Source organism: Erwinia sp. L03-1 (genome assembly GCF_058686115.1).
This window is the reverse complement of record NZ_CM178762.1, coordinates 3,834,327-3,860,810: the sequence shown is the minus strand read 5'-3', so window position 1 is coordinate 3,860,810 and position 26,484 is coordinate 3,834,327. Positions and strand designations below refer to the sequence as shown.

Annotated in this window: 22 protein-coding genes and 1 riboswitch; of the genes, 13 read left to right on the top strand and 9 right to left on the bottom strand. The window is 57.8% G+C overall.

The annotated features are described in order from the left end of the window. Positions 1-74 precede the first annotated feature (74 nt). Both AC4PCC_RS17790 and AC4PCC_RS17785 read left to right on the top strand, forming a co-directional pair. The gene (locus AC4PCC_RS17790; protein WP_492125403.1) at positions 75-1,097 is read left to right on the top strand and encodes a hypothetical protein; all 1,023 of its coding nucleotides are present in this window, start codon (positions 75-77) and stop codon (positions 1,095-1,097) included. 140 nt (positions 1,098-1,237) lie between these two features. Then, positions 1,238-2,005, top strand: a complete 768-nt coding sequence (locus AC4PCC_RS17785) for a DedA family protein (RefSeq protein WP_492125402.1) — start codon at positions 1,238-1,240, stop codon at positions 2,003-2,005. A 65-nt stretch (positions 2,006-2,070) separates the two neighbouring features. Here the strand turns inward: AC4PCC_RS17785 and thiQ are convergent, their stop codons facing one another. The 4 genes from thiQ to sgrR form a co-directional block, all read right to left on the bottom strand. Next, the gene (gene thiQ, locus AC4PCC_RS17780) at positions 2,071-2,772 is read right to left on the bottom strand and encodes a thiamine ABC transporter ATP-binding protein ThiQ (protein ID WP_492125401.1); all 702 of its coding nucleotides are present in this window, start codon (positions 2,770-2,772) and stop codon (positions 2,071-2,073) included. After that, entirely contained in the window at positions 2,756-4,366 is a 1,611-nt protein-coding gene (gene thiP, locus AC4PCC_RS17775; protein WP_492125400.1) for a thiamine/thiamine pyrophosphate ABC transporter permease ThiP, read from the bottom strand. The genes thiQ and thiP overlap by 17 nt, the downstream gene beginning before the upstream one ends. Then, complete coding sequence (gene thiB, locus AC4PCC_RS17770) at positions 4,342-5,328, bottom strand: thiamine ABC transporter substrate binding subunit (RefSeq protein WP_067709056.1); 987 nt, start codon at positions 5,326-5,328, stop codon at positions 4,342-4,344. The genes thiP and thiB overlap by 25 nt, the downstream gene beginning before the upstream one ends. A gap of 42 nt (positions 5,329-5,370) precedes the next feature. Beyond that, a riboswitch (TPP riboswitch) is annotated at positions 5,371-5,500 on the bottom strand. Positions 5,501-5,535: 35 nt separating this feature from the next. Beyond that, a complete protein-coding gene (sgrR, locus tag AC4PCC_RS17765; protein WP_492125399.1) occupies positions 5,536-7,197 on the bottom strand; it encodes an HTH-type transcriptional regulator SgrR in 1,662 nt (553 codons plus the stop codon). 258 nt (positions 7,198-7,455) lie between these two features. Between sgrR and AC4PCC_RS17760 the strand changes: the two genes are divergently transcribed. Continuing rightward, positions 7,456-8,634, top strand: a complete 1,179-nt coding sequence (locus AC4PCC_RS17760; protein WP_492125398.1) for a sugar efflux transporter — start codon at positions 7,456-7,458, stop codon at positions 8,632-8,634. Positions 8,635-8,692: 58 nt separating this feature from the next. On the opposite strand, the gene leuD is transcribed toward AC4PCC_RS17760, so the two are convergent. The 5 genes from leuD to AC4PCC_RS17735 all read right to left on the bottom strand — a co-directional run bounded on the left by leuD (position 8,693) and on the right by AC4PCC_RS17735 (position 14,169). Then, positions 8,693-9,298, bottom strand: a complete 606-nt coding sequence (leuD, locus tag AC4PCC_RS17755; protein WP_067709050.1) for a 3-isopropylmalate dehydratase small subunit — start codon at positions 9,296-9,298, stop codon at positions 8,693-8,695. An 11-nt stretch (positions 9,299-9,309) separates the two neighbouring features. Next, positions 9,310-10,749, bottom strand: coding sequence for a 3-isopropylmalate dehydratase large subunit (leuC, locus tag AC4PCC_RS17750; protein ID WP_492125397.1), 1,440 nt, complete (start codon positions 10,747-10,749; stop codon positions 9,310-9,312). Between the two features lie 2 nt (positions 10,750-10,751). Further along, positions 10,752-11,840, bottom strand: a complete 1,089-nt coding sequence (gene leuB, locus AC4PCC_RS17745) for a 3-isopropylmalate dehydrogenase (RefSeq protein WP_492125396.1) — start codon at positions 11,838-11,840, stop codon at positions 10,752-10,754. After that, the gene (gene leuA / locus AC4PCC_RS17740; protein WP_067709044.1) at positions 11,840-13,408 is read right to left on the bottom strand and encodes a 2-isopropylmalate synthase; all 1,569 of its coding nucleotides are present in this window, start codon (positions 13,406-13,408) and stop codon (positions 11,840-11,842) included. The genes leuB and leuA overlap by 1 nt, the downstream gene beginning before the upstream one ends. 434 nt (positions 13,409-13,842) lie before the next feature. Beyond that, the gene (locus AC4PCC_RS17735; protein WP_492125395.1) at positions 13,843-14,169 is read right to left on the bottom strand and encodes a hypothetical protein; all 327 of its coding nucleotides are present in this window, start codon (positions 14,167-14,169) and stop codon (positions 13,843-13,845) included. 930 nt (positions 14,170-15,099) lie between these two features. Between AC4PCC_RS17735 and ilvI the strand changes: the two genes are divergently transcribed. The 10 genes from ilvI to mraY all read left to right on the top strand — a co-directional run bounded on the left by ilvI (position 15,100) and on the right by mraY (position 26,482). Beyond that, on the top strand, positions 15,100-16,824 hold the full coding sequence (ilvI, locus tag AC4PCC_RS17730; RefSeq protein ID WP_345830493.1) for an acetolactate synthase 3 large subunit: 1,725 nt from the start codon (positions 15,100-15,102) through the stop codon (positions 16,822-16,824). A 2-nt stretch (positions 16,825-16,826) separates the two neighbouring features. Continuing rightward, positions 16,827-17,318 carry an acetolactate synthase small subunit gene (gene ilvN / locus AC4PCC_RS17725; RefSeq protein WP_067706835.1) on the top strand — a complete coding sequence of 164 codons (492 nt, stop codon included), beginning with the start codon at positions 16,827-16,829 and terminating at the stop codon, positions 17,316-17,318. A 196-nt stretch (positions 17,319-17,514) separates the two neighbouring features. After that, positions 17,515-18,525, top strand: a complete 1,011-nt coding sequence (cra, locus tag AC4PCC_RS17720; RefSeq protein WP_067706831.1) for a catabolite repressor/activator — start codon at positions 17,515-17,517, stop codon at positions 18,523-18,525. Positions 18,526-19,070: 545 nt separating this feature from the next. Continuing rightward, the gene (gene mraZ / locus AC4PCC_RS17715) at positions 19,071-19,529 is read left to right on the top strand and encodes a division/cell wall cluster transcriptional repressor MraZ (RefSeq protein ID WP_067706826.1); all 459 of its coding nucleotides are present in this window, start codon (positions 19,071-19,073) and stop codon (positions 19,527-19,529) included. A 2-nt stretch (positions 19,530-19,531) separates the two neighbouring features. Further along, entirely contained in the window at positions 19,532-20,473 is a 942-nt protein-coding gene (rsmH, locus tag AC4PCC_RS17710) for a 16S rRNA (cytosine(1402)-N(4))-methyltransferase RsmH (protein ID WP_492125394.1), read from the top strand. Beyond that, complete coding sequence (gene ftsL / locus AC4PCC_RS17705; protein ID WP_067706819.1) at positions 20,470-20,790, top strand: cell division protein FtsL; 321 nt, start codon at positions 20,470-20,472, stop codon at positions 20,788-20,790. The genes rsmH and ftsL overlap by 4 nt, the downstream gene beginning before the upstream one ends. Positions 20,791-20,798: 8 nt before the next feature. After that, positions 20,799-22,574, top strand: a complete 1,776-nt coding sequence (locus AC4PCC_RS17700) for a peptidoglycan glycosyltransferase FtsI (protein WP_492125393.1) — start codon at positions 20,799-20,801, stop codon at positions 22,572-22,574. Continuing rightward, positions 22,561-24,048 carry a UDP-N-acetylmuramoyl-L-alanyl-D-glutamate--2,6-diaminopimelate ligase gene (gene murE / locus AC4PCC_RS17695; RefSeq protein ID WP_492125392.1) on the top strand — a complete coding sequence of 496 codons (1,488 nt, stop codon included), beginning with the start codon at positions 22,561-22,563 and terminating at the stop codon, positions 24,046-24,048. The genes AC4PCC_RS17700 and murE overlap by 14 nt, the downstream gene beginning before the upstream one ends. After that, complete coding sequence (gene murF, locus AC4PCC_RS17690; protein ID WP_492125391.1) at positions 24,045-25,406, top strand: UDP-N-acetylmuramoyl-tripeptide--D-alanyl-D-alanine ligase; 1,362 nt, start codon at positions 24,045-24,047, stop codon at positions 25,404-25,406. Before murE ends, murF begins: the two co-directional genes overlap by 4 nt. Beyond that, the gene (gene mraY / locus AC4PCC_RS17685) at positions 25,400-26,482 is read left to right on the top strand and encodes a phospho-N-acetylmuramoyl-pentapeptide-transferase (RefSeq protein WP_067706809.1); all 1,083 of its coding nucleotides are present in this window, start codon (positions 25,400-25,402) and stop codon (positions 26,480-26,482) included. The genes murF and mraY overlap by 7 nt, the downstream gene beginning before the upstream one ends. Positions 26,483-26,484: the final 2 nt, after the last annotated feature.

Below are 26,484 nucleotides of genomic sequence, written 5' to 3'. Positions count from 1 at the left end.
ATTTTGATAACTCTGTAATAATCATAATGCCTGCGCCTAAATATGTCTCACCCGCCTCTCTCAGGAGAATCACCATGAAGATGAGTCCCCGCTACTTATTCATGCTGTTTGCTTTCTCGCCGGGCGCTTTTGCCCATGTGAAATGGTTTGTGCAGTTTGATACCACTAAAGAGCCTGAGTCGATTATTGCCCTGCTCAGCGAACCGCAGATAGGGGTGCTGTTGTTACTGTCGGTGGCGGCAATTTTTGTCACTTCCTGGCTGGATCGCCGCTGGCCGTCGCCGGTTGACGTCCCTCGCTGGCAAAACCGACTCACGGCGCTGGAAAGGATGGCGCCCTATATCATGCGTTACGGTACCGGCCTTTTCTTTCTGACGCTGACGCTGCTGTTCCCCTACATTATGCTGACGCCAGAGTTGGTGACGGATAATCCGGCGCTGCGCTACGTGCATTTTCTTATCGCGCTCACCGCCTTTCACCGCAGAACCAGTATTATTGCCGGTGTGGGTATACTTTTTCTCTACAGCTATGCCGTGCAGCTGTACGGGACGTTCCACATGCTGGATTATCTGGTGTTCGTTGGAACGGCGGTCTACCTGATTATGCAGAGTTTTCGTCAGCCCGGTCAGCAGGGGGGAGAAATTGAGCTGCTGCGTCTGACGCTCTGTTACTCCTTCCTGTGGGGGGCCATAGAAAAGTTTATGCAGCCCGCGCTGTTCGACCAGTTGCTTACCGGACACCCCTATCTGACCATGGGTATCGACTGGGAATTTTTTGTTCGCGCCGCCGGATTCGTGGAGTTCTGTCTGGCCTGGCATATCCTGACCGGCAGGCTGGCGGGTTATATTTCGCTGGGCGCACTGGCCGTGCTGGTGCTGGCCGCTATCATCCCGTTTGGTACGGTTGATTTTATCGGGCATTTTTTGTTTGTCGTGCCGCTGATAGCCGTTGCCTTTACCCCCAGACGGCAGCCGGTATTTGCCACACCCCTGACCAATACCCTCGGATTCCTGGCCACGCTGGTGGTGCTGTTCGCCTTTGCCTATATAAGCTATTACATCCTCCATTACTCTCTGCATCCGCATCTGTTCCATTAAGCGTCTCCGATGGGGGGCCACCATGCCGACGGGCGAAGGGGCCCCGCCCGCCGGCATCCGCATTCGCATACAAAACAGCTCTTGACGGATCGGGAGAGGCTCAGGACAATCCGTCCTCAATTAAACAGAACGTGAGTTGTATGGAAGCCTGGCTGCAACACCTTGTTACGCAATCACTGGCCTTTTCGCTACTGGCTATTGGGGTGATCACCTTTTTCGAGTCGCTGGCGCTGGTCGGCCTGCTGCTACCCGGCACGGTCCTGATGGCTTCCTTTGGCGCGCTGATTGGCAGCGGGCAGATTGGGCTGTATCCCGCCTGGGCAGTCGGCACGTTGGGCTGCCTGATTGGCGACTGGATTTCGTATCTGATTGGCTGGCAGTTTAAGGGGCCGCTGCATCGCTGGTCGTTTATCAAAAGGCATCAGAAAATGATGGATAAAACCGAACATGCGCTGCATCAGCACAGCATGTTCACCATCATTGTGGGGCGCTTCGTGGGGCCGACGCGGCCGCTGATCCCGCTGGTGGCCGGCATGCTTGAACTGCCGGTTAAGAAGTTTATCCCGCCGAATATCATTGGCTGCGTGCTGTGGCCGCCGCTCTATCTGCTGCCGGGTATTCTCGCGGGGGTGGCGATTGACGTTCCTAAAGACACCAGCAGCGGCAGCTTTAAATGGCTGCTGCTGGCGGTTGCAGTGGTGGTCTGGCTGGGCTGCTGGCTGGGATGGCGCTGGCTGCGATCGAAAAAGCAGTCCGACTGGGCAACGCCCTGGCTGCCCGCATCCCGCCTGCGCTGGCTGGCACCGCTGATGCTGCTGCTTGCCGTCGCCAGCTTTACCGCTATCCAGTTCCACCCGATGATGCCGGTTTTCCGCCATCTGCTGTGGCACGTGTTTACCGACAACTGAGTGTGATACCGCTGCGGCAGGGAGTATTAGTGGCTGAGGGATTTGTCGGCTTTTCCGGCATCCCGTCAGCGCAGAGCAATACCTAATACCGCCGCCTCGGCGACCTCGCCGTTGAGCAGCGCACGGGTGCTGCCATCCCAGTAGATTTTCCCGTCCACCACCAGCACGCTGCGGGGGGCGATGCGCGCGGCGTCCCCGACGCTGTGCGACACCATCAGCAGGGTAATATTACGCTCAAGGCAAACCTCGTCCACCAGCTGGAGCATCTCTTTGCGCAGCGCCGGATCCAGCGCTGAAAAAGGCTCATCCAGCAGCAGCACCGGCTGCTGACGCACCAGGCACCGCGCCAGCGCCGCACGCTGACGCTGACCGCCGGAAAGCTCGCCGGGCAGACGTTGCAAATAATCCTGCAAACCGACGCGCTGCGCGATGTTGCGCAGCGCCTGCTTTTGCTGCTCATTCAGCCTCAGCCCCGGATGCAGCCCCAGCCCGATATTCTGCGCCACCGTCAGGTGGGGAAACAGATTATTTTCCTGAAACAGCATCGAAACCGGGCGTTTCGCGGGGGGCGCAAGGCGCTGTTCCTCGCCGTTAATCAGCAGGCTGCCACCGTCCACCTTAAGAAAACCGGCGATCAGGCTGAGCAGGGTACTTTTGCCCGCGCCACTGGGGCCAAGCACCGCCAGCCTTTCGCCCGCTTTCATACTGAACGTGAAGCGCATCGGCAGGTGGTCATAGAGATAGGTCAAATCAGTCAGCGTCAGCATGGCGTCCCGGCAGTTTTTCAATCAGGGTGAACAGCAAAAAGCACAGCATCAGCAGGAGCAGGGCGGTAACCGCGCCGTCTGCGCTACGGTAAGCGCCAATTTGCTGATAGAGGTAGAACGGCAGGGTGCGGAAATCGTCGTTGCCGAACAGCGCCACCACGCCAAAATCACCGACGGAGAGTACGCAGGCAAAGGCCAGAGCCTGCGCCAGCGGCACCCTGAGCGCGCGCAGCTCAATGAGCCGCAGACGATTCCAGCCGCGAATATCCAGCGACAGGCACAGACGGTTATAGCGTTCAGCGATATCGCGCAGCGGGTTTTCCAACACCTTCATCGCATAGGGGATCGCCATTAGCGCGTTAGTGAAGATAATAATGCCGTCAGCCTGCTGGGGCAGCCCGACCGTTTGGTTCAGCAGCAGAAAAAAGCCGGTCGCCAGCACGATCCCCGGCATAGCCAGAATCAGCATTCCGCTCAGTTCGAGTGACTCGCCCCATCCCGGATGCTGACGCAGGCGTAGCTCGCGGCTGCTCCACAGCAGCATCACCGTCAGGATCACGCTAAGCATGCCCGCGCCCAGCGCAATACGTACCGAGGTCAGGGTTGCCAGCCACAGCGGCTTTTGCCGGAGCACGGTCAGCAGGCCGCCGTTCAGCCCGTCCGCCACGATCGCCAGCAGCGGCGGAAGCAGCAGCAGCAGCGCCAGCCCGATAGCCAGCCCGTCACCCAGCTTTGCCAGCAGGCTGTCCTCGGGGTTGCGCCAGCCCGCAATGTTGTTGCTGCCGGAGGGCAGAGCTTTGCTCAACCGCTGGCTGAGTATCACCAGCCCCAGGCAGCAGACCATCTGAATCATCGCCAGCAGCGCCGCCCGGCCAGGATCGTAATCGAAGCTCAGCGCCTGAAAGATTGCCAGCTCGATGGTGGTCGCTTTTGGCCCGCCGCCCAGCGACAGTACGGTGGCAAAGCTGGCGAAGCAGAGCATAAAAATCAGCGCACCCGCAGGAAGGATCTGCCGACGCAGCCAGTACCACTCCACGCGATAAAAATGGTTCCAGCCGCGCAACCCAAGCTGTGCCGCGAGCTGCCGCTGCTCGCCGGGGATAAGCTCCAGCGTTTGTAAAAACAGACGGGCCGCCAGCGGCAGGTTGAAGAAGACGTGCGCCAGCAGGATGCCCTGCAGGCCATAGGGGGAGAAGTGGTAATTAACGCCAAGCAGGGCGCAGAGCTGGGCCAGCCAGCCCGTTCTGCCGTAGACGCTGAGAATGCCAAATACCGCGACCAGGACAGGCAGAACCAGCGTCATGGCGCAAAGGCGCAGCAGCGTACGTCTGCCGGTAAAGCGGCGGCGGTAAAGCGCACGGGCAAGGGGGATGGCGGGGATAACCGACAGCGCCGCCGACAGCAGCGCCTGCCCGAAGGAGAAGCGCAGGACGTGCCAGAGATAGTCATCATCCCAGATGTCACGCCAGTTTATCGCCGGAGCATTCTGCCAGAGCGCGGTAAAGGCCAGCAGCGCCGCTGCAACCAGCAGCGTGGCGGCCACACCGCCAGGCAGCAGCCAGCCGGTAATCAGCGGCTGACGGCGCGTTGCCATTCACTTATCCACTGGCTGCGCTGGCTGGCGACCTCTTCCGGCGTGAACGTCAGGGTCTTCGCCGGGATGGTCAGCGTATCAAAGCCGGCGGGCAGGGCGGTTTTCACCACCGGATACATCCAGTTGCCGGTGGGAATGCTCTGCTGGAAGGGTTTATCCAGCATAAACTGCATAAATTTCTGCGCCAGTTCTGGCTGTCTGCTCGACTTTAGCTGCCCGGCCACTTCGACCTGAAGGTAGTGCCCCTCCTGGAAGTTCGCCGCCGCGTACTGGCTCTTTTTCTCTTCGATCAGATGATAAGCCGGGGAGGTGGTGTAGCTCAGCACCATATCGCCCTCTCCCTTCAGGAACAGGCCATAGGCTTCGCTCCAGCCTTTGGTGACGGTGACGGTTTTTTGCGCCAGTTTCTGCCATGCCTGCGGCGCGCTGTCGCCATAGACCTTTTTCATCCACAGCAGCAGCCCGAGGCCCGGCGTACTGGTGCGCGGATCTTCATAGATGACCCTGAGCGGACGATCGCTGTCGACCAGTTCCCTGAGGCTTTTCGGGGGGTTTTGCAGCCGGGTCTTGTCATACACGAAGGCAAACCAGCCGTAGTCGTAGGGCACAAAAGTGCTGTTATGCCAGCCGCCAGGCAGGGTTATGCTATGGGTATCGACCCTGGCGGGCGCAAACAGGCCGGTTTTCTGTGCGGCATCCAGCAGGTTGTTATCCAGCCCGAGCACCACGTCGGCCTTGCTGTTTTTGCCTTCCATCCGCAGTCGGTTGAGCAGCGAGACGCCATCTTCCAGCGCAACATATTTCAGTTCGCAGCCGCAGCGCGCTTCGAAGGCTTTTTTAATCGCCGGGCCAGGGCCCCATTCGGCGGAAAAAGAGTCGTAGGTATAGACCGTTAGCTGGGGCTTTGCCGCAAGCGCAGGGAGGGAGATCAGGACCAGCAGGGGCAGCACTTTTTTTAACACTTTGCGTTCCTTAACAGGTTAGGGGGTCGCAAAGGATCTGAGCGGGAGAATACTCTCAAATCCCTACGCCGGTACAAGCCGGATCAGGTTCGACGGGTCTGTCTCAGCGAAAAAAAACGGCTGCGCGAGCAGCGTGATAATAGCGTGGTTTTTCGCACCCCGTTGAGAACGGACTATTCTAGTGATTTCCCCGCCCGGGCGAAAGCGTCATGATTCCGGCGGTGCAAACCAGGCAGACTTGAAGTCGAACCAGCCCAGCGTATTCATCCGTACGCCGCGCATACTGCGCTGGCCTTCCAGCAGCAGCCAGTGGTGAAAAAGGGGGTGCAAATAAGCGCTTGCAAGCAGCTGCTGGCTCCATTCGGCCAGCGGCAGGCTGTTTTCCCGCCAGCGCCGTACATCCTGCTGCCAGTTAAGGGGGATGCAGTGGTGCACCAGCGGGATCTCATACAGCAGGGCGAAGACCGAGAACGCCAGCGGCAGGGTGAAATTAGCACTGCCCAGCCAGATGTCGCTTTCGGCGTCTCCCCGGTGCCAGATGTCGTAATCGACCTGGCGGGTCAGCAGTTCAACGCCCTGTGCTGCCAGCAGCGGGGCCAGCGTGTTAGCGATGCCCTGGTGCTCAATGTGATCGTTGTACCAGGTGAGCGTCAGTGAGGTCAGCCCATCGGGCTTTGCCAGTGGTGCCATGTCGCGGCGATGATGCCAGCGTGGCAGCAGGCCGTAAGCCGGAAACCAGTAGCGCTGGTAGCCCGGTTCCGATCCGTTGAGCAGGGCGATCGGGTTTAACACACTGCTCACCCAGCGACGGATCTGCTCATCGCGGCCGTTCGCTGAACGCTGATCGAACAGCAGGAAGTAGCAGCCCTCCTCGAGGCGGCTCTCCTCAGATTTTTCGTCAAGCGTCGAACCCTGTAGCTTGACCCCTGAGTAGACCAGATCCTCGCTGATTTCCGGCAGTACCCAGATACTGACTTCATCAATCAGCGCCCGGTAGCCAAAGTAGTCGTCAAAGGCCTTAATGCGCAGCCGGGTCTGCTGATTGCCCACCACGGCATAGGGGCCGGTGCCGACCGGCTGGCGGGAAAAATGGGGCAGGGTGGGCCACTCGTTCGGCAGGATCATGGTACTGACGCTGCCCAGCAGCCAGGGGAGCCAGCTGTCGGGATAGGCCAGATGGAGATCGAGCGTCCAGGGCGTAGAGGATTCAATCCGCAGGATATGCGCGTAGAGCGGCTGCGGCTGTACCCGTTGCAGGGTGCCGATCACGTCCGCCATCTCCAGTTCCCGTCCGTGATGAAAGCGGATGGCGGGACGCAGGAAGAAGCGCCAGTGGGTTGGTGATACCTGCTGCCAGTGATGGGCGATATCCGGTTCGATTTCCCCATTTTCCTCATTTATCCGCGTCAGGCTGCTGAAGATCTGCCTTGCAAGGTGCGTTTCAGAACGACGCAGCGGCGTACCCGGCAATAAATTCAGCAGGGAGCGGTAATAGAGCACGCGCAGGATGTGTTTTCCCTGACGAAAGCTGCGGCCAAGGTGGGAGACAAGCATCTGACGCACGGTGTCTTTGTCGCCAACCAGCTGGACAAGCTGGTCGATACGATCCTGCTCCAGCAGCTCTTCTGCCCGCTGCCGCTGAAGCATCAGGCCGGTATAGAGAAAACTCAGGCGGGCGCGTTTTCCCCGTCCCGGCTCCGCCTGCCAGGCCAGCCAGCCCGCCTGCTGCATTGCATTCAGCAGGTTACGCATATGCCGGCGTGAACAGCTCAGCTGCTCCGCCAGTTCGCCGAGGGTGGTCGACTGCGGCTGTCCATCGCAGCTCTGCCACAGACGAATAAACTGCTGCTGTAAGCGGGGTGAAGACATAAAAGGGGAACTCTTGCCTGAAAGTTGTCTGTTTTTCGTGCCCTATATTAAAGCGATCATGGTTAAAGATGGAAGAGCGGGAGGCATTCTCTGAATGGCGCTCGACCATCTGTGAAATTTGAATCTGAGTATGGTGCAATTTCACCAGCCAGCGGGCTTTTAAAGCCGCTGGCTTTTTTCATTAGTGCCACTTTTAACCTATGCTTCCTGTTTGTCTGACGCGTGCCGCGTCGATCTTTAGTTGTTGAAGGACCAGGTATGAAATCGCTTCTCACGCGTCGTCGCGGTGTTAACCCCGTTTATCTCGCCTTTATGGCCGTCTCTTTTATGGTGGGGGTGGCGGGCGCGCTACAGGCACCGACGCTCAGCCTGTTTCTCAGTCGGGAAGTCCACGTCAGCCCGCTGTGGGTTGGCCTGTTTTATACCATCAATGCCGTGGCCGGTATTGCCGTCAGCCTGCTGCTGGCGAAACGCTCGGACAATCGCGGCGATCGGCGCAGGCTAATTATGTTCTGCTGCCTCATGGCGGTGGGGAACGCGCTGCTGTTCGCGTTTAACCGCCACTATCTGACGCTGGTCACCTGCGGCGTGCTGCTGTCGGCGATCGCCAGCGTCTCGATGCCGCAGATTTTTGCTCTCGCCCGCGAGTACGCTGATAGTTCGGCGCGGGAAGTGGTGATGTTCAGCTCGGTAATGCGTGCGCAGCTGTCGCTGGCATGGGTCGTTGGGCCGCCGCTCTCCTTTGCCCTGGCGCTTAACTATGGCTTTACCACCATGTTTATCATCGCCGCCGGGCTGTTTGTGCTTTGCCTGGCACTGATCGCATTTACGCTGCCCTCCGTCCCACGCGTTGAGCAGCCCGCAGAGGTGCCGATCACCCAAACTGGCGGCTGGAAGAATCTGGATATCAGGCTGTTGTTTATCGCCTCGCTGCTGATGTGGACCAGCAACACGATGTATATCATTGATATGCCGCTTTATATCAGCAGCATGCTGGGGCTGCCGGATCGCCTTGCGGGACTGCTGATGGGCGTCGCGGCCGGGCTGGAGATCCCGGCGATGCTGCTGGCGGGATATTACGTTAAGCGCTTCGGTAAGCGGAAGATGATGCTGTTTGCGCTGGTGGCCGGCATTGTTTTTTATGGCGGCATGGTGCTGTTTCAGTCGCGCACGGCGCTGCTGGTATTACAGCTGTTCAACGCGATATTTATTGGCATCGTGGCCGGGATAGGCATGCTCTGGTTCCAGGACCTGATGCCCGGCAGGCCGGGTGCCGCAACCACGCTGTTTACCAACAGTATCTCTACCGGGGTGATTATGGCCGGGGTGCTCCAGGGCGTCATGGCCGAAAACTTTGGCCACTACTCGGTCTACTGGGCGGCGCTTGCCCTGCTGCTGGCGTCGCTGGTGATGTCTGCCAGGGTGAAAGACGTGTAGCGCGGCCGGGCGCGCAGAAGCGTACCCGGCTGCATCATGCGCCAGTGAGTACGGCTATTTAGCGCAGAAAGGCCGGCTGCTGAGCTTCGTAAGCTGAAATTTCCGCGTCGTGCTGTAGCGTCAGGCCAATATTATCCAGCCCGTTGAGCAGGCAGTGGCGGCGGAAGCCGTCAATGCTGAAGGCATACTGCTGCTCCCCGGCAACCACCTGCTGCCGTTCAAGGTCAACGGTAAAGCGGATGCCGGGCTGAGCGGCAACCTGCTGGAACAGCGCGTCAACCTCTTCTTCCCTGAGCGAAACCAGCAGTAGCTGATTGTTAAAGGCGTTATTAGCGAAAATGTCCGCGAAGTCGCTGCCGATAATCGCCCGAATGCCATAGTCCGCCAGCGCCCAGGGGGCGTGTTCCCGCGACGAGCCGCAGCCAAAGTTTTCACGGGTTAGCATAATACTGGCACCGGCAAACTCGGGCTTGTTCAGCACGAAGTCCGGATTGGGGATCTGCCCGGCGGCATCCGTATAGCGCCAGTCGTAGAAAAGATTACGCCCAAACCCGGTCCGGGTGACCATTTGCAGAAATTGCTTAGGGATAATGGCATCAGTATCGACATTGGCGATATCGATCGGCACCACGACGCCGGTATGCCGGGTAAATTGAGTGGCCACTGTGCTTCTCCTTAAGGTAATAACTGCATTGGGATGGGCGCGGTTGCCGCAGAGCCGGGCAGGTCGCGAATATCGGCAAAGTGACCCGCTACCGCCGCCGCCGCCGCCATGGCCGGACTCAGAAGATGCGTCCGCCCCCCGCGGCCCTGACGCCCTTCGAAGTTACGATTGCTGGTAGAGGCGCAGCGTTCGCCGGGGCTGAGGCGGTCGTTATTCATCGCCAGACACATCGAGCAGCCGGGCAGGCGCCACTCGAAACCGGCAGCCAGAAAAATTTTATCCAGTCCCTCGGCCTCGGCCCGTTCCTTCACCGGTCCGGATCCGGGGACGACATAGCCCTGTACGCCCGGCGCAATTTTATGGCCTTTCACCACCGCGGCCGCCGCGCGCAGATCCTCAATACGAGAATTGGTGCAGGAACCGATAAAAACCTTATCAATACGCACGTCGCTCAGGCGGATGCCGGGCTTGAGGTCCATATAGGCCAGCGCTTTTTCCGCCGATGCGCGCTCGATGGGATCGCTAAACGTCGCCGGATCCGGGATGCATTCATTTACGGCAATCACCTGGCCCGGATTGGTTCCCCATGTTACCTGGGGGGCGATATCCGCCGCGTTGATCGTGACCACCTTGTCGAACGCCACGCCCGGGTCGCTTTTCAGCGTGCGCCAGTAGCTGACGGCCGCGTCCCACTGCTGTTCATCCGGCGCAAACTGGCGCCCTTTGACGTAGCGAAAGGTGGTTTCATCCGGTGCGACCAGGCCTGCTTTAGCCCCCAGCTCAATAGCCATATTACACAGCGTCATACGGCCTTCCATGCTGAGCCGCTCAACCGCCTCACCGCAGAACTCCACCACGTGTCCGTTACCGCCGCCGCTGCCGGTTTTGCCAATAATGGCCAGCGCAATATCCTTCGCGGTAATGCCCGGCGGCGTCTCACCGATCACTTCAATTTTCATTGTCCTGGCGCGCGCCTGCTTCAGCGTTTGCGTCGCCAGTACATGCTCGACTTCCGAGGTGCCAATGCCAAATGCCAGCGCGCCAAAGGCCCCGTGCGTCGAGGTGTGCGAGTCACCGCAGACAATGGTCATACCCGGCAGAGACATGCCCTGTTCAGGCCCGATAACGTGAACGATGCCCTGGAAGGGGTGATTCAGATCGTACAGCCGGACGCCAAATTCATTACAGTTTTTGACCAGCATCGACATCTGAATACGGGCCATTTCGCCGCTGGCATTAATGTCCCGCGTCTGGGTGGAGACATTATGATCCATTGTCGCAAACGTTTTTGTTGGCTGGCGGACGGGCCGGCCATGGGCGCGCAGCCCATCAAAGGCCTGCGCGGACGTCACCTCATGCACAAGATGGCGATCAATATAGAGCAGCGGCGTTTCATCAGGCGCGTCGTACACAACGTGCGCATCAAACAGCTTTTCATAGAGTGTTTTCATCGTCAGGTTCCGCTGATAAACCGGGCAATAAGGGTGCCCATTTCATCGGTGCCAATCGAATCGCCGTTCCCGGCTAAGTCTCCGGTGCGATAGCCTTCTGCCAGCGCGTGGCTTACCGCCTGTTCAATCGCATCCGCCGCGTCCCCGGCGTCCAGGCTGTAGCGCAGCAGCAGTGCCAGCGACAAAATCTGCGCAACAGGGTTGGCGATATTTTTACCGGCGATATCCGGGGCCGAACCGCCTGCCGGTTCAAACAGGCCAAAACCCTTTTCATTAAGGCTGGCCGACGGCAGCATCCCCATCGAACCGGTTATCATGGCGCATTCGTCGGAGAGAATGTCACCAAACAGATTTGAACAGAGCACCACATCAAACTGCGACGGTGCTTTAATCAGCTGCATAGTCGCGTTGTCGATATACATGTGGCTGAGCGCAACGTCCGGGTAATCCTTCGCCACGTCGCTGACAACTTCCCGCCAGAGGATAGAGGATTGCAGCACGTTGGCCTTGTCGATCGAGGTCACTTTATGACGACGCTTGCGGGCAGACTCAAAGGCGATGCGGGCGATGCGCTCAATTTCAAAGCGGTGATAGACTTCGGTATCCCAGGCCTTTTCGTGCGGCCCCTGTCCTTCGCGTCCTTTAGGCTGGCCGAAGTAGATGCCGCCGGTAAGTTCGCGCACTACCAGAATATCAAAGCCCTGGGCGGCGATATCGGCACGCAGCGGGCAAAAGGCTTCCAGACCGCTGTGCAGGCTGGCCGGACGCAGATTGCTAAACAGTCTGAAATGCTTACGCAGGGGCAGCAGCGCGCCGCGCTCCGGCTGTTCAGCGGGAGGTAAATGCTCCCACTTAGGGCCGCCCACCGATCCAAACAGGATCGCATCCGCCTGTTCGCAGCCGGTCACCGTGACCTGCGGAAGCGGCTCGCCGTGACGATCAATCGCAATGCCGCCGACGTCATATTCGCTGGTGGTAATGCGCATCCCGAAGCGCTGGCGAACGGCGTCCAGCACCTTTGATGCCTGCGCCATCACTTCCGGGCCGATGCCATCACCGGGCAGAACTGCAATATGGTAGCTCCTGGACATTACACCGCTTCCTTCTGGTCGTTAGTTTGAGATTTACGCAGCAGTTCCTGCTCCACCTGACGTGAGCGCCAGATATTGTTCAGCGCGTTGATCATCGCTTTGGCAGAGGATTCGACGATATCCGTTGCCAGCCCGATGCCGTGGAATTTCCGTCCGTTGTAGTTGACGACGATATCCACCTGGCCCAGCGCATCTTTACCGTGACCCTGCGCGGTGAGCTGGTAGTTGACCAGTTCTGCGTCAAACTCGGTAATACGGTTGATGGCCTGGTAGACCGCATCGACCGGACCGTTTCCGGTCGCGGCTTCGGTTTTCTGCTGGTCACCGCAGCGCAGCTGGACGGTCGCCGTGGCAATCACGCTGGATCCTGACTGAACGTTAAAGGTATCCAGTGAAAAGTATTCCGGCTCCTCTGACTGTTTATTGATAAACGCCAGGGCTTCCAGGTCGTAATCAAATACCTGGCCTTTTTTGTCTGCCAGGGCTTTGAATGCCTCGTACAGCGAGTCCATGTTGTAATCGGTATCGGCGTAGCCCATCTCTTCCATACGGTGCTTCACGGCCGCGCGACCGGAGCGGGAGGTCAGATTCAGCTGCACCTGCTTCAGCCCGATGGATTCCGGGGTCAGAATTTCGTAGTTTTCGCGATTCTTCAGCACGCCATCCTGATGGATGCCAGAGGAGTGCGCGAACGCGTTAGAACCGATAATCGCTTTGTGCGCCGGGATGGGCATATTGCAGATTTTACTGACGGTCTGGCAGGTACGGTAGATTTCCTGATGATTGATGCGGGTGTGAACATTCATCAGCTGGCTACGGGTTTTAATCGCCATAATGGTCTCTTCCAGCGCGCAGTTACCGGCACGCTCGCCCAGACCATTCATTGCGCCTTCAATCTGACGGGCGCCCGCATTGACCGCGGCCAGTGCATTGCCGACTGCCATACCCAGGTCGTCATGGGTATGTACCGACAGGATAGCTTTATCAATATTGGGGACGCGCTCGCGCAGTGCGCTGAAGATGCTGGCGTATTCCCACGGCAGGGTGTAGCCCACGGTGTCCGGGATGTTGATAGTGGTTGCGCCGGCGTTAATCGCCGCCTCAACTACCCGGCACAGGTCGTCAACCGGCGTACGCCCGCCGTCCTCGCAGGAGAATTCGACATCGTCGGTGTAGTTACGCGCCCGCCTGACCATTTTCACTGCACGTTCAATCACCTCGGGCAGGGTGCTGCGCAGTTTGGTGGCGATATGCATGGGCGAAGTGGCCAGGAAGGTATGAATACGAAAGGCGTCGGCTACGCGCAGGGCTTCGTAAGCGGCATCAATATCCTTTTCCACGCAGCGGGCCAGTGCGCAAACGCGGCTGTTTTTGATCTGACGGGCGATGGTTTGAACGGATTCAAAGTCGCCCGGTGAAGAGACAGGAAAACCGACTTCCATGACGTCAACGCCCATTTTTTCCAGCGCCAGGGCAATTTGCAATTTTTCTTTCACACTCAGGCTGGCCTGTAATGCCTGTTCGCCATCGCGCAGAGTGGTATCGAAAATAATGACTTGTTGGCTCATCGGATAATTCCTTGTCGAATTTGTTTTGCCGTTACTGCGGGCATAAAAAAACCCGCGCTGCGGCGCGGGTTTTTTAAGTCTGAAGTGTGAATCAGTGATTGATTCCGCCCACCAGGCTACCGCGCAATAAGGATGCGTTTAGTAGTAGACCGAGTAGGCGGGTAGAATAAATCATTGAATCAGACCTCAATAAATTGTGCTGTTGCTTTATTGATACTTGATCGGCGGGGGAGATGTCAACCCGGGATCTGAAATAACAGCGTAAAGGCTGGGGGGGAATATTCTGTCTGCGAGGATATTCGCAGAATAAATGGCAAACTGGTGAAACGCGGTATCTGCGGTGTTGGTGGGCAATCCTGGTGGTTGTCGGTTGGTTGTTAGGGCTGCCATAGCTGCGGTGTCGGAGGATAATCCCAGCGTTTGCCGGTTAGTTGTTAGGGCTGCCATATCTGCGGTGGCGGTGGATAATTCCAGCGGTGACGGTGGGTTGTGCTGGCTGCAATTTCTGCTGTGCCGGTGGAAAATCCCAGCGTTTGCCGGGCGTCGCAGCTACAGGCTCTGCCTGGTGCCTTTGGCTCCGACTCCGGACCTGTTGGCAGGCCGGTCGTGCAGGCGGCAATAGCTGCGGTGTCGGTGGACAATCCCAGCGTTTGCCGGGCGTCCTCACGCCACGCGTTGCGTGGTACCTTTGGCTCAGACTTCAGGCCGGACGGCCCGGTCACGAGCGGGCATCCCTGCCCGCCGCTCCCTGAGTGCAGCATCCCTGCTGCCCTCGCCTGGCCCTCCGTCTGCGCCGCAGCGCTGCGGAATGCCCGTCAACCGCAGGGATTGTCCACCTCTCGGGCTTTTGAGTGGCTTTTACCCGCAGCCAACACAATGCAATAAGCAGGCGGGTGGGGCCCGGTGACAGGCATTCCGCAGCGCTGAGCGCAGGGAGGAAGACCCGGATGGGCCAGCAGGGATGCTGGCACAAGGGCATGTCGGGACAGGGATGTCCCGTCATGCCCGGTCCGAAAGGTCGACGAGCGGAGCGAAGGCACCGCGCTACGCGCGGCGCGAGGACCGCCAGGCACCGGGCCCCACCCGCAGGCGACACCCCATACCTGTGCCGCACCGACCCCCACCCGCAGACGACGCCCCCGGCCTTTGCCGCACCGGGCCCCACATTTTACATAGAGCGATAAACCCGTACTAAAGGAATAACTTATGGTTAAGGTGCAGTGAAAATAACTACCTTTCAGGTGGAATATTTTGTAGAAATAAAATTAAAAAGCAGATAAAACTATAAAGAACGGAGGGTTTGAACAAGACGGCTTTTATTTCGCAACGATTGCAGATAACAACAAAACGATCGCTCTGAAATTAAAGTCATCAGCAGCGTAAACCACTTTCTTTTAACCCTCACTCCGGTTTAATTAACGTTAGCAACCGCCTGAAAGCAGTGGGCCAGGGGGAAGATATCCCCTCCGTAATTGGCGTGCTATTTGCCTGCTTACTTTTCTACGGTTATGGTACTTCAACCAATTTAAAGCAAAATAATAAGGGCTTCGCCCTGTACCCTGGATTTTGGAAATGCATTCCAATGTCTGAGCATAAACACAGGTATTGAGCTTATCCGGCAGGAATGTGAAGTATTACCGCTCACGCATTCAGCCTGCCGCAAGCTCAGCACCTTAAGCCTGGAGGCAAAAATGGAGATGTTGTCAGGAGCCGAGATGGTCGTTCGATCGCTGATCGACCAGGGCGTTAAGCATGTTTTCGGCTATCCCGGCGGCGCGGTGCTGGATATCTATGATGCGCTGCAAACCGTGGGTGGCATTGACCATATCCTGGTTCGCCACGAACAGGGCGCGGTGCATATGGCCGACGGCTACGCCCGCTCAACCGGGGAAGTTGGCGTGGTGCTGGTTACCTCCGGCCCCGGCGCAACGAATGCGATAACCGGTATCGCCACCGCCTATATGGACTCGATCCCGATGGTGGTGCTCTCGGGCCAGGTCCCTTCTTCCCTGATCGGCTATGACGCCTTCCAGGAGTGCGACATGGTCGGTATCTCCCGCCCGGTGGTCAAACACAGCTTTATGGTTAAGCGCGCCGAAGATATTCCCACGGTGATGAAAAAAGCCTTCTGGCTGGCAGCCAGCGGACGCCCGGGCCCGGTGGTCGTCGATCTGCCAAAAGATATGATGAGTCCGGCCAATAAGCTGCCCTATGCCTGGCCTGACGCCGTCAGCATGCGATCATACAGTCCGACTACGCAGGGTCATAAGGGGCAGATCAAACGCGCCCTGCAAACGCTGCTGGCCGCTAAGCAACCGGTCATTTATGCCGGTGGTGGCGTAATCAACGCTGAATGTCATGATGAACTCAGGCAAATAGCGGAAACGCTCAACCTGCCGGTTACCGCGTCGCTGATGGGCCTGGGGGCGTTCCCCGGCACCCATCGCCAGAGCCTGGGCATGCTGGGCATGCACGGTACCTATGAAGCGAACATGACTATGCACAACGCTGACGTTATTTTCGCCGTCGGCGTGCGCTTTGACGATCGCACCACCAATAACCTGGCTAAATATTGCCCGAATGCCACCGTGCTGCATATTGATATCGATCCGACGTCAATTTCCAAGACCGTGGCGGCAGATGTGCCGATCGTCGGCGATGCGAAGCAGGTTCTGGCGCAGATCATCGAGCTGCTAAACGCCGGTGACAACAGCCAAAACTTTGACAGCCTGCGCGACTGGTGGCAGAAAATTGACCAGTGGCGTGCCCGCCAGTGTCTTGAGTTTGATCGCAGCAGCCCGGCCATCAAACCGCAGGCGGTTATCGAAACCATCTGGAAGCTGACGCGAGGCGAGGCCTATGTCACCTCTGACGTGGGTCAGCACCAGATGTTTGCCGCGCTCTACTATCCGTTTGACAAACCCCGCCGCTGGATCAACTCCGGTGGTCTGGGCACGATGGGCTTTGGCCTGCCTGCCGCGTTGGGCGTCAAGCTGGCGCTGCCGCAGGAAACGGTTATCTGCGTCACCGGCGATGGCAGTATCCAGATGAACATTCAGGAGTTATCCACCGCGCTACAGTACGATCTGCCGGTGCTGGTGCTCAGCCTGAACAACCGCTTCCTGGGAATGGTTAAACAGTGGCAGGACATGGTCTATTCCGGTCGCCACTCGCAGTCCTATATGCAATCGCTGCCCGACTTTGTGCGCCTGGCTGAGGCCTATGGCCACGTTGGCATTGGCATTGAGCATCCTGAGGAGCTGGAGTCAAAACTGACCGAGGCGCTGGAGCAGGTCGGGAAAGGTCGCCTGGTCTTTGTGGACGTCAAAATAGATGATACCGAACACGTTTACCCGATGCATATTCGCGGCGGTGGGATGGATGAAATGTGGCTGAGCAAAACGGAGAGGACATAATTATGCGTCGTGTATTATCGGTACTGCTGGAAAACGAGTCCGGCGCATTATCCCGCGTGGTAGGGCTTTTTTCTCAGCGCGGTTATAACATCGAAAGTCTGACGGTCGCCCCGACGGACGATCCCACGCTGTCGCGCATGACCATTCAAACGGTCGGCGATGAAAAGGTTCTGGAGCAGATTGAAAAGCAGCTCCACAAGCTGGTGGATGTACTGCGGGTCAGCGAACTGGGGCAGGGCGCCTTCGTTGAGCGCGAAATCATGCTGGTGAAACTTCAGGCCACCGGCTACGGGCGTGAAGAGGTGAGACGCAGCGCGGAGATATTTCGTGGGCAGATCGTTGACGTGACGCCCTCGCTTTATACGGTTCAGCTGGCGGGAACCAGCGAAAAGCTGGATGCCTTTCTCAGCGCGGTACGCGACGTAGCGGAAATTGTTGAAGTGGTGCGTTCCGGCGTCGTTGGCGTGGCGCGCGGCGAGCGGATTATGCGTTAATTTTTCTGCGAGCAGAGTGAAAATCGAGCTAACCCGGCGTAACGCCGGGTTTTTTATTTTGTCTGAAAGCGATTGTCTGAGGCTAAAAGCGGTTGCTCGCTGAACTATTCTGCTGTTAGATGTAACAAAGTTATAATCCATAGCTGCGATGTGGCTATTATCTGCGCCCTCCCGGTGCCTGAAGTGTGGAGTTATTGTGAAACTGGATGAAATTGCGCGCCTGGCTGGTGTTTCCCGGACGACGGCCAGCTACGTTATTAACGGTAAAGCGAAGCAGTATCGTGTCAGTGATAAAACCGTTGAGAAGGTTATGGCGGTAGTACGAGAGCATAATTACCACCCGAATGCCGTTGCGGCAGGCCTGCGCGCCGGAAGGACGCGCTCCATTGGGCTGGTGATCCCCGATCTGGAAAACACCAGCTACACCCGCATCGCGAACTATCTTGAACGCCAGGCGCGTCAGCGCGGCTATCAGCTGCTGATTGCCTGTTCTGAGGATCAGCCGGATAACGAAATGCGCTGCGTTGAACATCTGCTTCAACGCCAGGTCGATGCCATTATCGTCTCCACCTCGTTACCGCCCGAGCACCCCTTCTATCAGCGCTGGAAAAACGACCCGCTGCCGATTATTGCGCTGGATCGTGCGCTGGATCGTGAGCATTTCACCAGCGTGGTAGGGGCCGATCAGGATGATGCGGAAATGCTGGCGGCTGAACTGCGTAAGCAGCCGGTAGAGAAGGTGCTATATCTGGGCGCGCTGCCAGAGCTGTCGGTCAGTTTTCTGCGTGAACTGGGCTTTCGTGATGCCTGGGAAGGAGACGCACGTCAGCCGGACTTTATCTACGCCAACAGTTTTGAACGCAGCGCGGCGGCCGCGCTGTTTGAAAACTGGCTGGAAACGCACCCGATGCCGGATGCGCTGTTCACGACCTCGTTTGGGCTGTTACAGGGCGTGATGGATGTCACCCTCAAGCGTGAAGGTCGCCTGCCGACGGATTTAGTGATCGCCACCTTTGGCGATCACGAGCTGCTGGACTTCCTTGAGTGTCCGGTACTGGCGGTCGCTCAGCGGCATCGGGACGTGGCAGAGCGCGTACTGGAGCTGGTGCTGGCAAGCCTGGATGAACCCCGTAAACCGAAGCCGGGACTGACCCGTATACGCCGGAATCTTTATCGCCGCGGACGTCTGAGCCGTAACCTGGTTTAGTATTTGCGTAAAAGGGCAGCGACGCTGCCCTTTTTTAATGCCACAGCGAACCCGTTCAGATTTAACCAGGTGTTCGCACTCAATACGTATATAAAATGCGGGTATTCGCCTTTGGGTAGCCTGATGTAAATAAAGGTAAAGAAGAGGCGCTGGCGCTTTTCGTTTAACTTGAGATTTTTCACTGGCGATAAATTACGCTTACCTCCCGTCAGGCCCGCTGGGGCTGGCAGGACAAATTTTAAGAAATACCTTAAAATGCCGCCTGTGTCGCAAACTGATGGATCCCTTAAGCGGGCCTTTCATCAGACATATTTTTGAGCAAATTAAATTGCGGCAGGAAATTTATGACAATATTCATTGGTTTATTTTTGAATTGTGTAAATATCCACGATATTTTAACTCTTACCGCGTTTTTTCCCTCTAATAAATAATCTCAATCGGCGTCTGCTGCGGCTTGACAATGTTTTCCTCCGCTCCGTAAACTCCTTTGGTGGGAATTTGTGGTGTAAAGTGGTGATGAGGGGTAACTGGGGAGTGAGACTGGCATGTTCCGTGGAGCAACGTTAGTCAATCTCGACAGCAAGGGGCGGCTTGCCGTGCCGACGCGCTATCGCGAAACGCTGATCGGGGAATCACAGGGGCAAATGGTTTGTACCATTGACCTTCACCAGCCATGCCTGCTGCTTTATACCCTGCCCGAATGGGAAATTATTGAACGTAAGCTGGCCCGCTTATCGAGTATGAACCCCGCAGAGCGTCGCGTTCAGCGTCTGCTCCTGGGGCATGCCAGCGAATGCCAGATGGATAATGCAGGGCGACTGCTGGTGGCAACGACGCTTCGCCAGCATGCGAACCTGACCAAAGAAGTGATGCTGGTTGGACAGTTCAATAAATTTGAACTGTGGGATGAACAGACCTGGTATCAACAAGTCAGGGAGGATATTGACGCAGAGCAGTCGACTCAGGAACCGCTTTCTGAGCGCCTGCAGGATTTGTCGCTATAGCTATGCAGGAAAATTACAATCATACAACGGTACTGTTGGACGAGGCGGTGAAAGGTCTCAATATCGATCCCAACGGTATCTACATTGATGGCACCTTCGGACGAGGTGGCCATTCACGACTGATTCTCTCTCAACTGGGCGAGCATGGACGTCTCTACGCCATCGATCGCGATCCGCAGGCTATTGCCGCCGCAGCCGCGATTACCGATACACGTTTTAACATTATTTATGGTCCCTTTTCCGCGCTGGCAGAGTACGCCGAGGCGCGGGGGCTGACCGGTAAAATCAATGGCATCCTGCTGGATTTGGGCGTCTCCTCCCCGCAGCTCGATGATGCCGAGCGGGGATTTTCCTTTATGCGTGACGGGCCGCTGGATATGCGCATGGACCCGGATAAAGGGCTTTCTGCTGCCGAGTGGCTGATGAAAGCGGGGGAGAGCGATATTGCTTTTGTCCTGAAAACCTTTGGCGAAGAGCGCTTTGCCAAACGTATTGCCCGCGCCATCGTTGAACGTAATCGTGAGCAGCCGATGACGCGCACGAAAGAGCTGGCCGACGTAATTTACGCCGCCACCCCGGTTAAAGATAAATTCAAGCACCCTGCTACCCGCAGTTTCCAGGCGATCCGTATCTGGGTAAACAGCGAGCTGGAGGAGATTGAGCAGGCGCTTAAGGGGGCACTCACCGCGCTGGCCCCAGAGGGCAGGCTTTCTGTTATCAGCTTCCACTCGCTGGAAGATCGCATTGTTAAGCGTTTTATGCGTGAAAACAGCCGCGGTCCCCAGGTGCCAGCGGGCCTGCCCATGACTGAAGAGCAGCTGAGCAAGCTGGGCGGACGCCAGCTTAAGGCGTTGGGAAAAATGATGCCGGGCGAAGCTGAAGTGGCAGAAAACCCCAGAGCCCGCAGTTCGGTACTGCGTATTGCGGAAAGATCGGCTTCATGATCGGTAACGAACGGCACAGTCTGCCGGGCGTGATTGCTGGCGATCTTCTCCGCCACGGTAAGATCCCGGTGATTCTGGCCGTCGCCGTGGTGGTGTCCGCGATACTGGTGGTGACCACGGCGCATAAAACCCGTCTGCTCACCGCCCAGCGTGAACAGCTGGTGCTGGAGCGCGACGCGTTAGATATCGAATGGCGTAACCTGATCCTGGAAGAGAACGCTCTCGGCGATCACAGCCGGGTAGAAAGAACGGCAACGGAAAAGCTGCAAATGCAGCATGTTGACCCATCGCAGGAAAACATTGTGGTACAGCCATAAGGGACTGAATGAAACCGGCAACCAAGACGCTGAAGTTAAAACGCCCGCACGATCAGGCCAGCTTTGTAAGCTGGCGTTTTGTGTTGCTGTGTGGCTGTATTCTTCTCGCGCTGCTGGGTTTGATCGCGCGGATGGCCTGGCTACAGGTCATTAACCCCGATCGGCTGGTGCGCGAAGGCGATATGCGTTCGCTGCGCGTACAGGCGGTGCCCACCGCGCGCGGCATGATTACCGACCGCGCCGGTCGTCCTCTGGCCGTCAGCGTGCCGGTTAATGCCATCTGGGCCGATCCGAAAGTCCTTAACGAAAAGGGCGGCATCACGACTGACAGCCGCTGGAAGGCGCTCTCCGAGGCGCTGTCCATCCCCCTTGACCAGCTCTCCGCTCGCGTTAACGTTAATCCTAAAGGGCGCTTTGTTTACCTTGCCCGCCAGGTGAATCCCGCCATCGGCGACTACATCAAAAAGCTCAAGCTGCCCGGCATCTTCCTCCGTGAAGAGTCGCGCCGCTACTACCCGGCAGGGCAGGTGACCTCGCATCTGATCGGTTTCACCAATATTGACGGTCAGGGCATTGAAGGCGTTGAAAAAAGCTTTGATAAGTGGCTGACCGGGCAGCCGGGCGAGCGCACCGTGCGTAAAGATCGCTATGGTCGGGTGATTGAAGATATCTCCTCCGTCGACAGCCGTGCCGCGCATAATCTGGCGCTGAGCATCGATGAGCGGCTACAGGCGCTGGTTTATCGCGAGTTAAACAATGCCGTGGCGTTCAACAAGGCGGAGTCAGGAACGGCGGTGCTGGTGGATGTGGGCACCGGCGAAGTGCTGGCGATGGCAAACAGTCCCGCCTATAACCCGAATAATCTGACCGGCGTAACCAAAGATGTAATGCGCAACCGCGCCATTACCGATATTTTTGAGCCGGGGTCAACGGTCAAGCCCATGGTGGTCATGACGGCACTGCAGCGCGGCGTGGTGAAAGAGAACTCCGTCCTCAACACCGTTCCCTATCGCGTAAATGGCCACGAAATCAAAGATGTGGCGCGCTATAACGAGCTGACCCTGACCGGAGTTTTACAGAAATCGAGTAACGTTGGTGTATCAAAGCTGGCGTTAGCGATGCCATCCTCCGCGCTGGTAGAGACTTACGCGCGCTTTGGACTGGGAAAGGCGACCAATTTGGGGTTGGTCGGAGAAAGCAGTGGCTTATATCCTCAAAAACAACGGTGGTCTGACATAGAGAGGGCCACCTTCTCTTTCGGCTACGGGCTAATGGTAACGCCGTTACAGTTAGCGCGAGTCTATGCAACGATTGGCAGCTACGGCATTTATCGCCCGCTGTCGATCACCAAAGTTGACCCGCCGGTAGGCGGGCAGCGTATCTTCCCTGAACCGCTGGTGCGCACCGTGATGCATATGATGGAAAGCGTTGCGCTGCCCGGCGGGGGCGGCGTTAAGGCGGCGATCAGAGGCTACCGCATTGCCATCAAGACCGGGACGGCTAAAAAGGTTGGGCCGGATGGGAAGTACGTTAACAAATATATCGCCTATACCGCTGGCGTGGCACCAGCCAGTCATCCTCGTTTTGCCCTGGTCGTGTTGATTAACGACCCGCAGGCCGGGAAATACTATGGTGGAGCCATTTCTGCACCCGTCTTTGGCGCGATCATGGGCGGCGTATTGCGCACCATGAATATCGAGCCCGATGCGCTTCCTTCAGCGGTTCCAGCGGAAAAAAACGAGATGGTAGATAACAGAAGTGAGGGATCGAGTGACCGATCGTAATCTGTCCGACCTGCTGGCTCCCTGGGTGCCTGGTGCACCTTCGCTGCCGCTACATGAAATGATTCTGGACAGCCGCATGGCGGCGTCCGGCGACCTGTTTGTGGCCATTAAAGGTCACGAGATGGATGGCCGCCGTTTTATCCCGCAGGCCATCGCGCAGGGCGTGGCGGCCGTCATTGCTGACGCCGACGGCGAAGCGGAAGATGGGCACATCACCGTAATGCACGGCGTACCGGTTATTTACCTTGCGCAGCTTTCACAGCGGCTCTCTGCCCTGGCGGGCCGTTTTTATCAGCAGCCGGGCGAGAAGCTTAAGCTGACAGGCGTAACCGGCACCAATGGCAAAACCACCACCACGCAGCTGCTGGCGCAGTGGGCGAACCTGCTGGGCGAAACCGGTGCCGTAATGGGCACCGTGGGTAATGGCCTCTATGGTCAGCTTGCGCCGACGGAAAACACCACTGGCTCAGCGGTTGACGTGCAGCAAACGCTGCACACGCTGGTTGAGAAAGGCGCGACGTTTGCCGCAATGGAAATTTCGTCACACGGACTGGTGCAGCATCGCGTGGCGGCGCTGCCGTTTGCCGCCGCTGCCTTTACCAATCTGAGCCGTGACCATCTGGACTATCACGGTGACATGACCCGCTACGAAGCGGCCAAATGGCTGCTCTTTTCCGAACATCTGGTGGGTCAGACGATTGTTAACGCCGACGATGAGGTGGGGCGCCGCTGGCTGGCGAAGCTGCCGGATGCGGTGGCGGTTACCATGGATAACAATTTGCAGCCGGGATGCCGGGGCCGCTGGCTCAGCGCAACCCGCGTGGACTACCACGATAATGGCGCCCGCGTCAGCTTCGATTCAAGCTGGGGGCCGGGCGAAATTGAAAGCCGCCTGATGGGCGCGTTTAACGTCAGTAACCTGCTGGTTGCCCTGGCTACGCTGCTGGCGCTGGGCTATCCGCTGGCCGAACTGGTTACCGCGGGCCACCAGCTGCAACCGGTGGCAGGGCGTATGGAAGTCTTTTCCGCGCCGGACAAACCCACGGTGGTGGTTGATTATGCTCATACCCCCGATGCGCTGGAAAAAGCGCTCCAGGCCGCGCGGCTCCACTGCACTGGACAGCTCTGGTGCGTGTTCGGCTGCGGCGGCGATCGCGATAAAGGTAAGCGCCCACTTATGGGAGCGATTGCCGAGCAGTTCTCTGATGTGGTGGTCATTACCGACGACAATCCGCGCAGTGAAGATCCCGGTGCCATCGTCGCCGATATTCTGAGCGGGCTGCTTGATGCCGGACGCGCGCGCGTGATGCCGGGACGTGCGCAAGCGGTCACTAACGCCGTTATGCAGGCGAAAGCGGGCGATATAGTGCTGATTGCCGGTAAAGGCCATGAAGATTATCAGATTGTCGGCAACCGTCGGCTGGACTACTCGGACCGTATCACCGTCGCGCAGCTACTGGGAGTGATGGCATGATCCCTCTCTCTCTTCAGACGCTGGCAGAAGTCACCAACGGAACGCTGGTAGGCGGCGATCTTACCTTTTCTGAGGCCGTCACCGACACGCGGAAAGTGAGCGCGGGCTGCCTGTTTATTGCCCTGCGGGGTGAGCGCTTTGATGCTCATGACTTCGTCGGTGAAGCGATTTCAGCCGGTTCGGCAGCTCTGTTGGTGAGTAAGCACTTACCAGTAGCGGTTCCCCAGGTGGTGGTAGCCGATACGCGTATCGCACTCGGCCTGCTGGCCGGATGGGTTCGCCAGCAGGCAACGGCGCGCATTGTTGCGCTCACCGGCTCCTCGGGCAAAACCTCGGTCAAAGAGATGACCGCCGCCATTCTCCGCCAGTGCGGTGAAACGCTCTATACCGCAGGCAATCTGAACAACGATATCGGCGTCCCCCTTACGCTGCTGCGCCTGACCGAACAGCATCACTATGCGGTTATTGAGCTGGGCGCAAACCATCAGGGTGAAATTGCCTGGACTACCGGCATCGTTCGTCCCGAAAGCGCGCTGGTGAATAACCTGGCCGCCGCCCATCTTGAGGGATTTGGATCGCTTGCGGGCGTGGCAAAAGCCAAAGGCGAAATCTTCCAGGGGCTGGCAGCCGGAGGCACGGCCATTCTTAATGCCGACAGCAACGACTGGCCTCACTGGCAGACGGCCCTGGACGGTAAAACCGTCTGGCGTTTCTCGGTCGAGGCACAGGCGGACAGCGATTTTACTGCCTCGGACGTCACGGTTTCTTCCACCGGTACGCGCTTTGTAATGTCCACGCCCGCCGGCGACGTAGCCGTCGAACTGCCCCTGCCTGGGCGTCACAATATTGCTAACGCGCTGGCCGCTGCGGCGCTGGCACTCTCCGTCGGTGCGCCACTCAGCGCCGTCAGTCAGGGTTTATCAACGCTTAAGGCGGTGCCGGGCCGACTTTTCCCACTGCTGCTGAGCGAGGGTAAGCTGGTGCTGGATGACAGCTACAACGCTAACGTCGGCTCTATGACCGCCGCTGCGCAGGTTCTGGCCGAGATGCCGGGCTATCGCGTGATGGTGGTCGGCGACATGGCGGAAATGGGTGAGGAGGCCGAGGCGCGCCACCGTGAGGTGGGGCAGGCCGCGCGCCAGGCGGGCATTGATAAAGTGCTCAGCGTCGGCACCTTAAGCAAACTGATTAGCGACGCCAGCGAAAGCGGCGAACATTTTACCGATAAGAGTGCCGCTACAACACGCCTGCGGGCGCTGCTGTCGGAGCATCCTCATATCACCATCTTAGTTAAAGGTTCACGTAGTGCCGCCATGGAGCAGGTAGTGCAGAGCTTACAGGAGAAAGGAACATGCTAGTCTGGCTGGCCGAACATCTGGTCACTTTTTATTCTGGCTTTAACGTCTTCTCGTATCTGACGTTTCGCGCCATTGTCAGCCTGCTGACGGCCCTGTTTATCTCTCTGTGGATGGGGCCGCGTATGATTGCGCGCCTGCAGGAAATGTCATTTGGTCAGGTCGTACGTAATGACGGCCCTGAATCGCACTTTAGCAAGCGTGGTACGCCGACCATGGGCGGCATCATGATCCTGTTCTCGATTACCGTTTCGGTACTGATGTGGGCTTATCCATCCAACCCTTACGTCTGGTGCGTCCTGTTCGTGCTGGTGGGCTATGGGATCGTCGGCTTTATTGATGACTACCGCAAAGTGGTGCGCAAAGATACCAAAGGGCTGATTGCCCGCTGGAAATATTTCTGGCAGTCGGTCATTGCGCTGGCGGTAGCCTTTGTAATGTACGCCGTTGGCAAGGATACGCCCGCGACCGAGCTGGTGGTGCCTTTCTTCAAGGACATCATGCCGCAGCTTGGGCTGCTCTACATTCTGCTGAGCTACTTCGTTATCGTCGGTACCAGCAATGCGGTGAATCTGACCGATGGTCTGGACGGGCTGGCGATTATGCCGACGGTATTTGTCGCGGCGGGCTTTGCGCTGGTGGCCTGGGCGACCGGCAACATGAACTTTGCTAACTATCTGCATATCCCCTATCTGCGCCATGCCGGTGAGCTGGTGATTGTCTGCACCGCCATTGTCGGGGCAGGGCTGGGCTTCCTGTGGTTTAACACCTATCCGGCCCAGGTCTTTATGGGCGATGTGGGATCGCTGGCACTGGGCGGCGCGCTGGGCACCATTGCCGTGCTGCTGCGCCAGGAGTTCCTGCTGCTGATTATGGGCGGTGTCTTTGTGGTGGAAACGCTGTCGGTGATTTTGCAGGTAGGCTCGTTCAAACTGCGTGGACAGCGCATCTTCCGTATGGCGCCGATCCATCACCATTACGAACTGAAAGGCTGGCCGGAACCGCGCGTGATCGTGCGCTTCTGGATTATTTCGCTGATGCTGGTGCTGATTGGCCTGGCAACGCTGAAGGTACGCTAAAA